This window comes from Enterobacter cloacae complex sp. HYC074_NIDB (assembly GCF_056673345.1).
In genome coordinates, this window is the sequence record NZ_CP114214.1 from 2,293,477 (window position 1) to 2,311,690 (window position 18,214).

Below are 18,214 nucleotides of genomic sequence, written 5' to 3' on the forward strand. Positions count from 1 at the left end.
AAAAGGCGCGCCTTTCTGCGCGAAATAAGTCAGACAATAATGGGTGATTTTTCCCCAAGGATAGCTACATCCCTCTGGTGGACATATCCACAGGAATACGCGCACCTGCAAGGAGAAGAATATGAGTACCGCAAAAGTTGTTGATGTCATCATTCGCAAAACGGCAGAGAAGACGAAATTAACCGGTGAAGGGAATCTCTCGGTTTCTATTTCCTCACCGAGCGTGATTGAAATTCAGGGTTCTGCTCAGGACGTGGTGCGTTATGTCCGCCAGGGGAATGACCTCCTCATTTATATGAAAGATGGCAGCGTGATCCGCTGCAATAATTATTTTGTCGAAGACACGGAAACCCATAATCATTCCGAACTGGTATTTAACGATAACCAGGCGTTGACGCATATTTCATTTGCCGATGCCGGCGAAGCATCAGGCGTTGCCGCCACCGAATTAACCGCCCAGGCTGCACCCATTAGCAGCATTGAACCTTTCCTGGAGCAGGGAAGCGTCTTAAGCGATGCGCCGTGGGGCTGGATTGCCGGTGCGGCGTTAGGGGGCGGTGCGATCGGCGCACTGCTGGCTCACGGCGGCGATGGCGAAACCAAAACGAAGGTTATTGATAATACGAAAGAAGTCGAAAGCGCTACGCCGACATTTTTGCTGACGGACAACGCGGGTGACAAGCAGGGCGTGCTGAGTGCAAAAGAGGTCACGGATGACAACACCCCCACCTTCAGCGGTACCGGGCAGCCGGGAGCGACCATTCAGGTTAAAGACGGCAGCGGCAGCACCATCGCCAGCACCATGGTTGCGAAGGACGGCACCTGGACGGTAACACTCCCGACCCAGGCGGACGGGGAACATACCTGGTCCGTCGTACAGATCGACGGCAGTAAAACGACCTCTGCGGGCAGTATTACCGTAACCGTTTCTACAGCGGATACCAGCGTGACGCTCGCCGCCACGGCGGGCGATAACGTGATCAACGCCAGCGAGCAGGCCGCTGGCTTTACGCTGTCCGGCACCAGCAAAAACCTGGCGCAGGGAACGGCGCTTACCGTCACGCTCAACGGTAAAACCTATACCGCAGAAGTGGGGGCAAACGGCGCATGGAGCGTGAAGGTCCCTGCTGCCGACGCACAGGCGCTGGGCGATGGTACCTGGACGGTCAACGTCAGCGGAAAAGACGCGGCGGGCAACACCGTGTCCGGCAGCCAGACGATTGGCGTGGATACCGCCTCGCCAGTGATCTCTGTCGACACGATCGCCCAGGACAACATCATCAACGCGGCTGAACATAATCAGCCGCTGACGCTGACGGGGAAAACCGATGCGGAAGCGGGCCAGATTGTGACGGTCACGCTGAACGGCAAAAATCACACGGCGACCGTGGGCAGCGACGGCAGCTGGTTCGTTACGCTTCCGGCCAGTGAAGTACAGACGCTGGCTAACGGCGAGCACACCCTGACGGTAAACGTCAGCGACAAAGCGGGTAATGGGTCCTCCATCACCGCCGATTTCACGGTCGATACCGCAGCGCCAGTGGTCACTATCAACACCGTCGCGGGCGACGACATTCTGAACACCAGCGAGCAGGGGCAGGCGCAGATTATTTCCGGCCAGGCGAACGGCGCGGCGGAGGGCGACGTTGTCACCGTGACCGTTGGCGGCAAGACCTTTACCGGTGTCGTTCAGGCGGACGGCACCTGGAGCGTCGGCGTGCCTGCCTCCGTCATTGGCGCGCTGGGGGAAGGTAGCCACAGCATTTCGGTTGCCGTGACCGATGCGGCGGGCAACACCGGCAGCGCGACGCACGGCATTACGCTGAGCGGCAACCCGCCGGAATTTACCCTTGATCCCATCAGCCAGGATAACGTCCTGAATGCGCAGGAGGCCATGCAGCCCCTGAGCCTGAGCGGGACCAGTAATCTGCCGAACGGCAGCGCTGTCACCGTGACGCTGAACAACGTTAACTATCAGACCACCGTTGAGAACGGTCGCTGGTCCGTTCAGGTGCCGGTCTCCGACGTGCTGGATCTGGCGAATACCCTTTACACCGTCAGCGTCAGCGGCACCGACAGCGTGGGTAACAGCGGCTCCGCCGAGGCGAATCTGCTGGTAGACACCGTGCTGCCGCAGGTGATCGTCAACACCTTTGCCGGGGATAACCTGGTCAATAACGCCGAAGCGGCGGTTGACCAAACCCTCAGTGGACGCGTCACCGGCGCGGCGGCGGGCGATACCGTCTCTGTCACCGTGGGCGGCAAGAGCTACACCGCGACGGTTGGCAGCGACCTGAAATGGAGCGTGACGATCCCATCGGCCGACCTCCAGGCGTTTGGCGACGGCGATTTAACCTTCAGCGCCTCTGTCACCAATGCGCACGGCAATACCGGCACCGGCGAACGTGATATCAACATCAACGCCGAACTGCCGGGCCTGCGCGTGAACACGATCTCTGGCGATGACGTGATTAACGCCATCGAGCAGCAGCAGGATCTGGCCGTCACCGGCTCCAGCACTCATCTGGCCGAAGGCACACAGATCACCGTTACCATCAATAATGTCGAATACGTCACCACGGTTAACGCCAGCGGCAGCTGGCAGATTGGCGTGCCGGCGGCGGACCTTCAGGCATGGACGGCGGGAGGCATGACCGTCAGCGTCAGCGCGGAAGATGCCTGGGGCAACACCGTGGCGGCTGAACACCCGATCGAGCTTGACCTGAATGCGGTGGCTGTCACCATCGATACCGTAACCACTGACGATATGCTCAACGCGGCGGAAAAAGGCGCGGATGTCACGCTTTCTGGTCAGACGCAGGGCGTGGAGGCCGGGCAGACCGTAGTGGTGAAATTCGCGGATCAAACCTTTACCGCACAGGTGCAGCAGGACGGCTCCTGGCACCTGACCGTTCCGGCGAGCGCGATGGAAACGCTGATCGACGGGCGTGCGCAGGTGAGCGTCAGCGTGACTAACGTCAACGGCAACAGCGCGGACGCCTCACGCGTGGTGATCGTCGATACGCAGCCGCCAGCCATTACGCTTGATAACCTGACCGACGACAACATCATTAATGCGGCAGAAGCGCAGCAGGATCTGGTGCTCAGCGGCAGCACAACCGCTGAAACGGGCCAGACGGTCACCGTGACGCTGAACGGTAAATCTTACCAGACCACGGTACAGGCGGACGGTCGCTGGCAGCTGAACGTGCCTGCCGCCGACGTAGGCGCGCTGACCGATGGCAATGTCACCGTGACGGCCACCGTCACTGACGTGGCGGGCAACAGCAGCAGCGCGGATCGCGTTGGGCTGGTGGATGCCACCGTGCCGCAGGTGACCATCAACGATTTCGTCACCGACACCAACACCGTTAACCAGCTGGCCCATGCTCAGGCGCAGATCCTGAGCGGCTCCGTCACCGGCGCGGCGGCGGGCGATTTGGTCACCATCACCATCAATAACGTGGACTACACCACCGTGGTGGATGCGGCAGGAAACTGGAGTCTCGGCCTGCCTGCGTCCGTCATTCAGGGGCTGACGGACGGCACCTGGACCATTAACGTCTCCGTGACCGATCGGTCCGGTAACACCGGCAGCAGTTCAGTGGATGTGGTGGTCAATACTGTGACGCCCGTTATCGGTATTAACACGCTGGCAGCGGATGACGTGATCAATGCGGCAGAGAAGGGCGAAGATCTGCTGCTTTCCGGTACCAGCAACCAGCCGGAAGGAACCACCATCACTGTTAATCTGAACGGTATCAACTACACCGCCACCACCGACGCCAGCGGCAACTGGAGCGTTACCGTACCCGCCTCTGCGGTGAGCGCGCTGGGTGAAGCCAATTACACCGTAACGGCGAGCGTCACCGATAATGTGGGCAATAGCGCCGCTGCCACGCACGATGTGCTGGTGGACAGCTCGCTGCCGGTTGTTACCCTCAACAACTTCGCGGGCGACAATATCGTCAACGCGGCGGAAGTGACCGCAGGGCAAACCCTGACCGGAAAGGTTTCTAACGCGGCATCGGGCGATACCGTCACGATTATCCTCGGCGGGCAGACATACACGGCTACCGTACAGGACGATCTCACCTGGAGCCTGCCGTTAACCCAGAGTCAGTTAACCGCGCTCGGCAACGGCGATCTGACCGTATCGGCCAGCGTGACGAACGCGCACGGCAATACCGGATCGTCTTCCCTGGATGTCACCATTGACGCCGAGCTGCCCGGCCTGCGCATTGATACCGTCGCCGGTGACGACGTCATTAACGTTATTGAACACGTGCAGAACCTGGTTATCTCCGGCACCAGCACCGACCTGGCGGCGGGTAGCACCGTCACCGTGACCATCAACGGCAAGAGTTATTCCGCATCGGTACTGGCGGACGGCACATGGCAGGCTGCGGTTCCGGCCGCAGACGTCTCCCGGTGGGCGGACGGGTCGCTCACCATCAGCGCCAGCGCGCAGGATACCTCCGGCAACCCGGTGAACATCGGTACCGTTGTGGATGTCGATCTCGCCCCGGTGGCGATAAGCATTAACAGCGTGACGGACGACAACGTGCTGAACGCGGCAGAAAAAGGCCAGGATCTGGTGCTGTCCGGCTCCTCCTCGAACGTTGAAGCGGGCCAGACCGTTACCATTATCTTTGCGGGTAAAACCTGGACCACGACGGTCGATGCCAACGGTGACTGGACCTGCACCGTACCGGCTGCCGATCTGAGCGGCCTGAAGGACGGCGAAGCCAGCGTACAGGTCAGCGTAACCAACGTGAACGGCAACGCGGCCTCTTCCTCGCTGGCATTCAGCGTCGCTACCGCCGCGCCAGCGGTCACCATCAACACAATCAGCGGCGACAACATGCTGAATGCGGCAGAGGCGGCGCAGGAGCTGACCCTGAGCGGGAGGTCTACTGCCGAAGCAGGCCAGACGGTCACCGTGACCTTCAACGGCAATCAGTACACCGCCCAGGTGCAGGCAAACGGCAGCTGGACGCTGGACGTACCGGCGGCGGATCTGGCGGGGATCGCCGACGGCAGCGCGGCGGTCACGGTGACCGTGTCCGATAAAGCGGGCAACCCGGCCAGTGCAGGGGCGTCCGTGCTGGTCGACACTACCGTGCCGCAGATTACCTTCGACATTGTGGCGGGCGACAACATTGTTAATATTGCCGAGCACGGCCAGGCGCTGATTGTCACCGGCAAGGTGACGGGCGCGCAGGCGGGCGATGTGATTACCTTGACCCTGAACGGCAAAGACTACACAGCGATGCTGGACGGTGCCGGTAACTGGAGCGTGGGCGTTCCGGCGACGGACGTGGGCGCGCTGGCTAACGGCGATCAGACGATCTCCGCCACGGTCACCGATAAAGCGGGCAACAGCACCAGCGCGACGCATGCGTTTGACGTTTCCCTGACCGCGCCGGTGATTGCCATCAATACCCTGGCGGTTGACGACGTGATCAACGCGACCGAAAAAGGCCAGGACCTGTTGATCTCCGGTACCAGCAACCAGCCGGACGGGACCCGCATCACCGTAACCCTGAACGGTATCAGTTACGCCGCCACCACCGATGCCAGCGGTAACTGGAGCGTCACCGTTCCGGCGGCAAACGTCTCGGCATTGGGCGAAGCGAGCTATAGCGTGACGGCCAGCGTGACCGATACTGCGGGTAATAGTGCGAACACCAGCCATAGCGTGCTGGTCGACAGCGCGCTGCCGCAGGTCACCATTAATGCGGTTGCCACCGACGACGTGATTAACGCGGCGGAAGTGGCTTCCGGACAAACCCTGAGCGGGAAAGTGAGCGGTGCTGCGAGTGGTGACACTGTCACGATCGGTATCGGGGGCAACACCTATACCGCGACGGTCCAGGACGACCTGAGCTGGTCGGTTAACGTGCCGTCTGACGTCTTAACCGCTATCGGTAACGGCGATCTCACCGTAACAGCGAGCGTGACCAACGGCCACGGCAACACCGGCACCGGCGAACGCGACATCACGATTGATGCCAGCCTGCCGGGCCTGCGCGTGGATACCGTGGCAGGCGACGATGTGATCAACAGCATCGAGCATGGTCAAAACCTGATTATCACCGGCTCCAGCGACGGTCTGGCGAGCGGATCGGCGCTGACGGTCACCGTCAACGGCAAAACCTACGCGGCCACCGTACTGGCAGACGCTACCTGGACGGCCGCCGTTCCGGCAGCAGACGTCGGCGCGCTGAGCGAAGGCACCGTCACCGTGACCGTTGAAGGCCAGAGCGCAGCGGGCAACCCGGTTTCTATCAGCCACGACGTGAAGATCGACCTGGCGACGGTTGCTATCAGCATTGACGCTATCGCTACCGACGACGTAATCAATGCGGCAGAAAAAGGCGCAGATCTGGTGCTGTCGGGTGCCACCACCAACGTGGAAGAAAACCAGACTGTTACCATCACTTTCGGCGGTAAGACCTATATCGCGACGGTGGATGCCAGCGGCCACTGGACGGCGACCGTACCGTCTGCCGATTTAGGTAGCCTGAAAGACGGCGACGCCAGCGTGCAGGTCAGCGTCACCAACGTGAACGGCAACAGCGCCTCGGCGGGCCGCGAGTACAGCGTGGACGCCACCGCGCCGACGGTGTCCATCGAGATCGTCAGCGACAACAACATCATCAACGCGGCCGAAGCGCAGCAGGATCTGGTCGTTAACGGTGTCTCCAACGCCGAAGCGGGCCAGACCGTCACCGTGACGCTGAACGGCGTGGACTACACCACCACCGTACAGGCGAACGGCAGCTGGAGCGTCACCGTACCGTCTGCGGATATCGGCGCGATTACCGACGGCAGTTACACCATCACGGCAGCCGTCGCGGATAAGGCGGGTAACCCGGCCTTGGCGGACCGCGATGTGCTGGTGGATACCACGGTGCCACAGCTGACCATTAACACCGTTTCCGACGACGACGTGATCAACAGCGCCGAGCATGCGCAGGCGCTGATTGTCACCGGTTCCGTGACCGGTGCGGCGGCGGGCGACGTGGTGACCGTCACCATCAATAACAAAGATTACACGGCGACCCTGGACGCTTCCGGCAGGTGGAGCGTGGGCGTGCCTGCGGCGGACGTGAGTGCCCTGACCGCCGGGGATCACACCATCACCGCGGCGCTGACCGATAAAGCCGGAAACAGCAACAGCACAACGCACGAGGTTGAAGTCAACCTCACTGCGCCGGTGCTGTCCATTGACACCGTGTCCGGCGACGATGTGATCAACAGCAGCGAGAAAACGCAGGATCTGACCATCACAGGTACGGCTTCCGGGCTGGCCGCGGGCGCGGTGGTCACAGTGATGCTCAACGGCAAAGCGTACAGCGCCACGGTGGATACCAATGGCCAATGGACCACAACCGTTCCGGCGAGCGAGGTGGGGCAACTGGGTGAAGCGCTTTACACCGTGTCGGCCTCCGCAACGGACAGCGTCGGCAACAGCACCAGCACCTCGCACACCGTGAACGTGGAATCCGTGCTGCCTGGCGTCATCATTAACACCGTGGCGGGCGACGACGTGATCAACGCGGCGGAGCTGGCAACCGGCCAGACCATTAGCGGCACAGTGGTGAATGCCGAAGCGGGCAACACCGTGACTGTGTCTGTTGGCGGCCATAACTACACCGCAACGGTGCAGAGCGATCTGACCTGGTCCGTCAGCGTACCGGAATCTGTGCTCACCGCGCTGGGCAATGGCGATCTGACCGTGACCGCCAGCGTCACGAACGGCGTGGGCAACAGCGGCAGCGGAGAGCGCGATATCACTATCGACGCGAATCTGCCGGGCCTGCGCGTGGACACCGTAGCGGGCGATGACGTGATTAACAGCATCGAACACGGGCAGAATTTGATTATCACGGGTTCAAGCGACGGCCTGACGGCGGGCACAGCGCTGACCGTCACCGTAAACGGTAAAACCTATGCAGCCACGGTGCTGGCAGACGGCACCTGGAGCGCGGCGATCCCTTCTGCGGACGTGAGTGCCCTTGCCGCAGGCACGGTCACCGTGAACGTTGAAGGCCAGAGCAGCGCGGGCAATCCGGTGACTATCAACCATGATGTGACCGTGGATCTGGCAAACGTCGCGATCAGCATTGACGCCATCGCTTCCGATGACGTGATCAACGCCGCCGAGAGGGGTGCGGATCTGGTGCTCTCCGGCACCACCGCGAATGTAGAGGAAAATCAAACCGTCACCATCACCTTCGGCGGCAAGAGCTACACTGCCACGGTGGACGCTGAGGGTAAATGGACCGCCACGGTGCCGTCTGCGGATCTGGCTGGCCTGAAGGACGGTGACGCCAGCGTGCAGGTGAGCGTCACCAACGTGAACGGCAACAGCGCGTCTGCGGGCCGCGAGTACAGCGTGGATGCTACCGCGCCGTCCGTGACCATCAACACGATTGCCACCGACGATATCCTCAACGCCTCAGAAGCACAGTCCGACCTTGCAATCTCCGGCACCAGCACCGCCGAAGCAGGCCAGACGGTGACCGTATCGCTGAACGGCAAAGATTACACCACAACCGTCAGCGCGAACGGCAGCTGGACGCTGAACGTGCCGGCAGCTGACCTTGCAGGATTAACCGACGGCAGCGTCACCGTAACCGCGAGCGTGAGCGACAAGGCGGGTAACCCGGCGTCGGTTGACCACGCCCTGACGGTGGACGTCACCGTACCTGCGGTGACCATCCACACCGTGGCAGGCGACGACGTGATTAACGTGGCTGAACACAATCAGGCGCAGATTATCAGCGGCTCCGCCACCGGCGCGGCGGCGGGCGATAAGGTCACCGTCACGATCGGCGGCCAGACTTATACCACCGTGCTGGATGCGGCGGGTAACTGGAGCGTGGGCGTTCCGGCGAATGTGATTTCAGGCCTCAGCGACGGCACCGTGACCGTCTCTGTGTCAGTCACCGACGCGGCGGGCAATACCGGCAGCGGCACGCATAATGTGACCGTCGATACCGGTCTGCCATCGGTCAGCTTCAACGCCATCAGTGATGACAACGTCCTGAACGCCGTTGAAAAAGGCCAGGATCTGAGCGTCAGCGGCACCAGCGCCAACCTGGCGGAAGGCACCCAGGTCACCGTGACCCTGAACGGTAAAAACTACACGGCGACAACTGCGGCAGACGGCACCTGGAGCCTGACGGTTCCGGCTGCGGATCTGACCGGTCTCGGTCAGGCCAGTTACACCCTGAACGCGACGGCCACCAACGGCGTGGGCAATAGCGTGAGCAGTTCTGCGAACCTGCTTGTCGACACCGCGCTGCCAACCGTCACCATCAACACCGTGGCGGGCGACAACGTCATCAACGCGGCGGAAGTGGCCGCGGGTCAGACCCTGAGCGGCACCGTGGCGAATGCCGAAGCGGGCAACACCGTGACCGTGACTATCGGCGGCTACAGCTACACCGCAACGGTGCAGAATAATTTGTCCTGGTCCGTCAACGTGCCGTCTGACGTGCTGACCGCACTCGGCAACGGCAGCCTGAGCGTAACCGCGACCGTCACCAACGGCCACGGCAACACCGTCACCGGCGAGCGCGAGATCGCTATCGACGCTAACCTGCCGGGGCTGCGCGTCGATACCGTGGCGGGTGACGACGTGGTCAACACCATCGAGCACGCGCAGAACCTGATTGTTTCAGGCACCAGCGACGGGCTGGCGCCGGGCACGGCGCTGACGGTTACCGTCAACGGTAAAGATTACGCGGCAACGGTGCTGGCAGACGGCACCTGGCGCGCTGCGATCCCGTCCACCGACGTGAGCGCGTGGCCGGAAGGCACCGTGAAAATCAGCGTTACCGGTGACAGCGCGGCGGGTAATCCGATCACCATCAGCCACGACGTGACCGTTGATCTGGCTACCGTTGCCATCAGCATCAATGCGCTTGCCACCGACGACGTGATTAACGCGGCGGAGAAGGGCGCGGATCTGGTGCTGTCCGGTGTGACCACCAACGTGGAAGCCGGGCAGACCGTGACCATTAGTCTGAACGGCAGGATCTACACCACCACCGTGGACGACAGCGGCAACTGGACTTACACCGTGCCGTCAGCGGATCTGGCTGGCCTGAAGGATGGTGACGCCAGCGTACAGGTGAGCGTCACCAATGTGAACGGCAACAGCGCCTCGGCGGGCCGTGAGTACAGCGTGGATGCTACCGCGCCGTCCGTGACCATCAACACCATTGCCACCGACGATATCCTCAACGCCTCAGAAGCGCAGTCCGACCTGGCAATCTCCGGCACCAGCACCGCCGAAGCGGGCCAGACGGTGACCGTATCGCTGAACGGCAAAGATTACACCACAACCGTCAGCGCGAACGGCAGCTGGACGCTGAACGTTCCGGCGGCGGATCTGGCAGGATTAAGCGACGGCAGCGTCACCGTGACCGCGAGCGTGAGCGACAAGGCGGGTAACCCGGCGTCGGCGGACCACAACCTTACGGTGGACGTCACCGTTCCGGCAGTGACCATCCACACCGTGGCAGGCGACGACGTGATTAACGTGGCTGAACACAATCAGGCGCAGATTATCAGCGGCTCCGCCACCGGCGCGGCGGCGGGCGATAAGGTCACCGTCACGATCGGCGGCCAGACTTATACCACCGTGCTGGACGCGGCGGGTAACTGGAGCGTGGGCGTTCCGGCGAATGTGATTTCAGGCCTCAGCGACGGCACCGCGACCGTCTCTGTGTCAGTCACCGACGCGGCGGGCAATACCGGCAGCGGCACGCATAATGTGACCGTCGATACCGGTCTGCCATCGGTCAGCTTCAACGCCATCAGCGATGACAACGTCCTGAACGCCGTTGAAAAAGGCCAGGATCTGAGCGTCAGCGGCACCAGCGCCAACCTGGCGGAAGGCACCCTGGTCACCGTGACCCTGAACGGTAAAAACTACACGGCGACAACTGCGGCAGACGGCACCTGGAGCCTGACGGTTCCGGCTGCGGATCTGACCGGTCTCGGTCAGGCCAGTTACACCCTGAACGCGACGGCCACCAACGGCGTGGGCAACAGCGTGAGCAACACCGCGAACCTGCTGGTAGATACCGCGTTGCCAACCGTCACCATCAACACCATTGCGGGCGATAACGTCATCAACGCGGCGGAAGTGGCCGCGGGTCAGACCCTCAGCGGCAAGGTAGCGAACGCGGAGGCGGGCAATACCGTCACCGTGACCATTGGCGGCAACACGTACACCGCGACAGTGCAGAGCGATCTGACCTGGTCCGTGAACGTGCCGGAATCCGTCCTGACGGCGCTGGGCAACGGCGACCTGACGGTGTCTGCGACTGTGACCAACGGCCACGGCAACATGGGAACGGGCGAGCGCGATGTCACCATCGACGCCAGCCTGCCGGGGCTGCGCGTGAATACCGTGGCGGGCGATGACGTGATCAACAGCATTGAGCATGGTCAAAACCTGATCGTCTCCGGCACCAGTGACGGGCTGGCGGCAGGCACAACGCTCACCGTGACCGTGAATGGCAAGACCTATGCCGCGTCGGTACTGGCAGACGGCTCCTGGACCGCGGCGATCCCGGCGGCAGACGTGGGCGCTCTGGCCGCAGGCACGATGACCGTCACCGTAGCGGGCCAGAGCACGGCGGGCAACCCGGTCTCCATCAGCCATGACGTGACCGTCGATCTGGCGGCGGTGGCTATCAGCATTGATGCGATTGCCACCGACGACGTGATTAACGCGGCGGAGAAAGGCGTGGATCTGGTGCTCTCCGGCAGCACCTCGAACGTTGAGGAAAACCAGACCGTTACCGTTACCTTCGGCGGCAAGACGTACACCGCGAAGGTGGATGCTGACGGTAACTGGACGGCCACCGTGCCTTCCGCCGATCTCGCGGGCCTGAAGGACGGTGACGCCAGCGTGCAGGTGAGCGTCACCAACGCGCACGGCAACAGCGCCTCGGCGGGCCGCGAATACAGCGTGGACGCGACTGCGCCAACCGTGACCATTGATACGGTAGCCGGCGACAACGTGATCAACGGCAGCGAAGCGGCTGCGGGCGTGGCCATTTCCGGCACCACCACGGCTGAAGTCGGTCAGACGGTCACCGTGACGCTGGGCGGAAACAGCTACACCGCACAGGTTCAGCAGGGCGGCGTCTGGAGCGTGAACGTGCCGGGCACAGACCTTTCCGCACTGGCGGATAACGGTTACACCGTGCAGGCCAGCGTGAGTGACGCCGCGGGTAATCCGGGCAGCGCGGGGAAAGCGATTACGCTTGATACCACGCCGCCGACCGTCAGCTTTAACGTTGTGGCGGGCGATGACGTCATCAACAGCGTGGAGCACGGGCAGGCGCAGATCGTCAGCGGCACCGCAACCGGCGCCAGCGTCGGCGATAAGGTGGTCATCACCATCGGTTCGAACCAGTACACCACCACCGTTGACGCCAGCGGCAAATGGAGCGTGGGCGTTCCGGCCAGCGTGATTTCCGCGCTGACCGACGGCACCGTGACCCTTAGCGCGACTATCACCGACAGTGCGGGTAACAGCAGCACCCAGACCCACGACGTGGTGGTAAATACCGCATCGGTCGCGCTGACCGTCAACACCCTCAGCGGTGATGACGTGATCAATGCGGCAGAAGCGGGCGCGTCGCTGGTCATCAACGGCTCCAGCGCGCAGTTCGCCAGCGGTACGCAGGTCACTATCACCCTGAATGGTAAGAGCTATACGGCCACTATCCAGAGCGATAGCTCCTGGACAACCACCGTACCGGCCGCCGACGTGGGCACCCTGGCCGACGGCGCGAGCTACCAGGTTTCTGTTTCGGCGCAGGACAGCGCCGGGAACAGCGCCTCGGCGACGCACACCATCAGCGTGGACACCACCGCGCCGGTGATTAGCGTGAACACGTTGTCGGGCGACGATGTGCTGAATGCGGCGGAAGCGCAGCAGCCGCTGACCGTGCACGGATCTTCCAGCGCGGAGGCGGGGCAGACCGTTACCGTGACGCTGGGAGGAAAAACCTACACTGCGCTTGTCGGCAGCGACGGCACTTGGACGCTCGACGTGCCGGCAGCCGACCTGGCCGCCCTGAGCCAGGGCGCGCTGACGGTCACCGCTTCGGTCAACGATAAAGCCGGTAACAGCGGCCAGACGACGCATACCTTAACGGTCGATACCATCGCGCCAGCCGTCACCATTAGCACCGTGGCCGATGACGATATCGTCAACAACGCCGAGCAGCTGGCGGGGCAGACCATCAGCGGGACCACCACCGCGGAACAGGGCCAGACGGTGACCGTCTCCTTCAACGGCCACAGCTATCAGGCGACCGTGGCGGCGAACGGCTCCTGGTCGGTCTTCGTGCCGGGGCGTGATTTCCTTGGCCTGAGCGACGGGGATTACACCATTACGGCTACGGTGAGCGATAAGGCAGGTAACCCGGGCAGCGCAACGCACGACGTGACGCTTAACGGCGACGTGCCGACCATCGCCATTAACACCTTTGCGCAGGACGATATCGTAAATGCCGCCGAACATGGCACGCCACTGGTTATCAGCGGCACCACCGATGCGCCAGCGGGCCAGACGGTGACAATTACGCTTAACGGTAAAACCTACACGGCTACCGTTCAAAATGACGGCACCTGGAGCTATACGGTCGGCAGCGCAGACGTGACCGCGCTGGCGGACGGCGGTTCGTACGTGATTAACGCGCAGGTGAGCAACGCCATCGGCAACAGCGTCAGCGATAACCACACCGTAACCGTGGATCTCACCGCACCGTCGATGGGGATCAGCATTGATTCCCTGCAAAACGATACCGGCCTCAGCGCGAATGACTTCATCACCAACGACAGCCAGGTGGTGGTGAATGGTTCCCTGACCGCGCAGCTCGGCAATAACGAGAAGGCGCAGATCAGCCTTGACGGCGGCGTCACCTGGATCGACCTGACCGTCACCGGCACCACCTGGCGCTACACTGATGGTCGCACCCTGACGGACGGTACGTATCAGTACCAGGTGCGCGTGATTGATAACGCGGGCAACGTTGGGGCAACGGACAGCCAGGACGTGGTAATCGATCTGACGAAGCCTGCGGCGGCGACCATTACCGTGGATTCCGTCTCGCAGGATACCGGCCTGTCCGACAGCGACTTCATTACCAGCGACAACCAGATCAGCCTGAAAGGGACGCTCGGCGCGGCCCTGGGCAGCGGCGACCACGCCCAGATCAGCCTGGACGGTGGCGCGACCTGGACTGACGTGAGCGTTAGCGGCCTGAGCTGGACGTATATTGATGGCCGTACGCTGACCGACGGGGATTACAACTACCAGCTGCGCGTGATTGACGAGGCGGGGAATATCAGCGCCACCACCAGCCAGGTGGTGACCATTGATACCGTCGCGCCGGACGCCAGCAAAACGATCGCTATCGACAGCATCAGCGACGATACCGGCCTGAGCAGCAGCGACTTTATCACTCGCGACACGTCCCTGACCCTGCACGGCTCACTCGGCGCGACGCTGGCCGACGGCGAATATGCCCAGATCAGCATCGACGGCGGCGTCACCTGGCAGAACGTGATCGTCACCGGCAACAGTTGGTACTACGTGGACGGCCGCACGGTGGGTAACCAGACCTATGACTACTACGTTCGCGTAGTGGATGCGGCGGGCAACGTGGGTGCCAGCGCTCATCAGCAGGTGACGGTCGATACGGTCGCGCCGGATGCGGCGATTACGGTGACCGTGGATAACATCACCGTCGATACCGGTTTCGATAACAATGACTTCCTGACCAGTTCGACCTCGTACACGCTCAACGGGACGCTCGGGGCCGAACTCGGGGCGGGTGAGTATGTGCAGGTGAGCATGGATGGCGGCACCACCTGGGTTTACGCCACGGTAAGCGGTACCCAGTGGCGCTATACCGACGCGCGCACCCTGGCCGACGGCGACTACCGCTATCAGGTGCGGGTTGTCGATCAGGCGGGCAACGTCGGGGCCACCACCACGCAGGACGTGACGGTGGATACCCAGGCGCCGCAGTACGGCATCACCATTGACAGCATCAGCGAAGATACCGGGCAGTCCGGAAGCGATTTCATCACCATGGACACCTCGCTGACGATCAACGGTTCGTTGGGCAGCGCGCTGGCCAGCGACGAGCGCGTACAGATTAGCCTCGACGGCGGCAATACCTGGATTGACGCTACCGTCACTAACCAGCGCTGGAGCTATACGGACACCCGCGATCTGGCGGACGGGGATTACAACTACCAGGTGCGGATCATCGACCAGGCGGGCAACGTCGGCTCAACCACTTCGCAGGTGGTAACGGTTGATACCACGCCGCCTGACACGGTGGGAACGGTGGTCAGCTATACCGACGGGGAAGGCGAACGTCAGGGCAGCTTCGGCGCTTCGGTGGCAACAGATGACAACTCTCCAGTGATTAACGGGACGCTTAACCGTGCGCCGGACAATGGCGAGATCGTGCAACTGTATCGTGACGGTGTGCTGCTGGGACAGGTGACGATGAACGGCGCCGCCAGCTGGTATTTCCAGGACAGTGGTCTGAATGACGGTAATCACGTCTATATGCTGCGTGTTACCGATCTGGCAGGTAACTTCACCGACTCAGATGATTTCGTGCTGAAAGTGGATACGAGCATCCCGACCACCACCGTGACCATTAACCCTCAGACGACGACAGATAGCACCCCGATTCTGAGTGGACTGGTATCGGCGGGACTGACCAACGGCGAGTACGTGGTTATCACCGTGAACGATAAAACCTACACCTCAGAGACTGGCGGTGCGGTCGTGGTCGATCCGGAGAACAACACATGGTATTTGCAGCTCCCTGACGGCGATGCGCTGAGCGTGAAGAATTATGATGTTACGGCACAGGTGAAAAGCAGCGCCGGCAACGGTAATACCGCTGGGTTGACCACCGGTAGCCTGATTGTAGGGAGTGAAGAATCATTGACGCCGGCCTGGTCATTTACCGCCGCGAACTACTCCTATTCTGCCAGCTATATGCTGGATTCGGATGGGCTGTGGACGATTATGGCCAACCAGCAATTCGCATCCGCCAATACCAGTAGCCGTAACGATTACACCGTTTCAGGCAATTTCTCAATGACGGGAAGTTACACAACCGGTACTTACGCGGATATCAACCGCGACGGGCTGGCTGACGTGCTGGCGGAAGGGACAAGTTACTCGTACATGGTGCAGCTGATTAACAATGGAGACGGTACATACACCTCCAGTACGCTGACCAATATGGGGGCTGCGGTGTGGTATGGCGCGGTGGTCGCCATTGACATCAAGGGCGATGGTTACACTGACTTTGTCATCGGCGATGCTGGCGGGCCTGATTCCAGCACCGTTATGCTCAATAACAACGGCACGCTGACGGGCAGTTCGAAGTCCGGTACGTACTCCAGTTTCGTATCGGGATCAACGGTAGGTAACTACAACAGTCTGATTGAAACGTCCGGTGTGGATTTGAACAACGACGGAAAAGTGGATATTGCCCAGCATACGACCAACGGGGGCAACAACTATGCCCTGTCGACCATGTTTAACCAGGGCAATGGCTCATTTACGTGGGGGCAAAACTTCACCAATACCATGTACAGCGGCTATGGTTCCGCCGCAGCGTCCAATGCCGTGAGTATGACCTGGGCCGACTTTAACGGTGATGGTTACATGGACCTGTATATGAGCATGTCCCGTACTTCCAGCGGAACCAGTCAGGGCGGGGTGTTAATGCTGAACGACGGTAGCGGCAACCTTCTGGCCGGCACCGCGGTTGGAACGGCGACCACGGATAAGTTTGTGGGTAACGTCAGCGTGGCGGTGGACTGGAACCTCGACGGTCACATGGACATCATCAAGCTGGCGAATAGCGGGCAGTCTTATCTTTACACCAATGATGGACTGGCAGGTACTGCAAGCTTTACTGCTTCGAAATTCAGTACCGCTACGTCAACTCAGGTATCCGGCGCGGCTCTGCTTGATTACGACTGGGATGGCGCACAGGATCTGCTCATTTTCCGTCAAAACGGAACGGTTTTACTGGAGCGGAATACCAATACGGTCGCACCAGGTACGGCCTTGCATCTGAAGATTGTCGACAGCGAAGGGATTAACGCCTTCTTTGGCAACACTGTCCAGCTGTACAACGCGGCAGGCCAGCTGGTCGCCAGTGAAATCATCAATGCCCAGTCCGGGATTGGCATTAACGATTCCTCGTCGCTCATCAGTTTTTACGGCCTGGATCCCAGCGAGACGTATCACGCGGTGCTGGTTCGTGCCGTTAACGGTGTTTCGAGTAACGTAACCTGGGACGGGCTGACGGCAGGAGACGGTAAAGAAAGTTACGCCCTGACGGCTGAAGCTGCTACGGGCGGTCACCAGGGCACCCTGACAGGAACCGGCTACAACGATACCTTTATCGCTGAAGCAGGGACGTATACCTACAACGGTTCCGGTGGCTGGACGACGACCTCTGAACACGACACGTGGAGCAGTACGGGCGGCATGGATGTCGTGGATTATCGCAACGCCACTTCCGGCGTCACCGTCGATTTAGGACGCTCTACGGCGCAGAGTACCGGATTCGATACCGCGACACTGGTGAATATTGAAGGCATCAACGGCTCCGACTATGACGACGTGATCACCGGCAACAGCGGTGATAACCAGTTCGAAGGCAGGGGCGGGAACGACACCTTCAACATCGGCAGCGGCGGTCACGATACGTTGCTCTATAAGCTGATCAACGCGTCTGACGCGACGGGCGGCAACGGCAGCGATGTGGTAAACGGCTTTACCGTCGGCACCTGGGAAGGGACGGCGGATACGGACCGTATCGACCTGCGCGACCTGCTTTCCGACAGCGGTTATACCGGCACCGGCTCGGCGAGCTACGTCAACGGCGTGGCGACGCTGGACAGCAGCGCGGGCAACATCGCCGACTACATCCGCGTGGTGCAGAACGGCAGCAACACCGAGATCCAGGTTGACCTGGACGGCACCGGCGGTCAGTTCTCGCCCACCACGCTGGTGACGCTGAACGGGGTGCAGACAGATCTGGCGACGCTGCTGGCGAACCACCAGCTGTTAATTGCGTAAAACACTGCCGCGGGGAGCGATTCTCGCGGCTTTTTGCGT

1 protein-coding gene is annotated in these 18,214 nt (G+C 61.4%); it reads left to right on the forward strand.

The features are described 5' to 3' along the window. The first annotated feature begins 121 nt into the window (after positions 1-121). Positions 122-18,175, forward strand: a complete 18,054-nt coding sequence (locus O1724_RS11375; protein WP_479983974.1) for an Ig-like domain-containing protein — start codon at positions 122-124, stop codon at positions 18,173-18,175. Positions 18,176-18,214 lie beyond the last annotated feature (39 nt).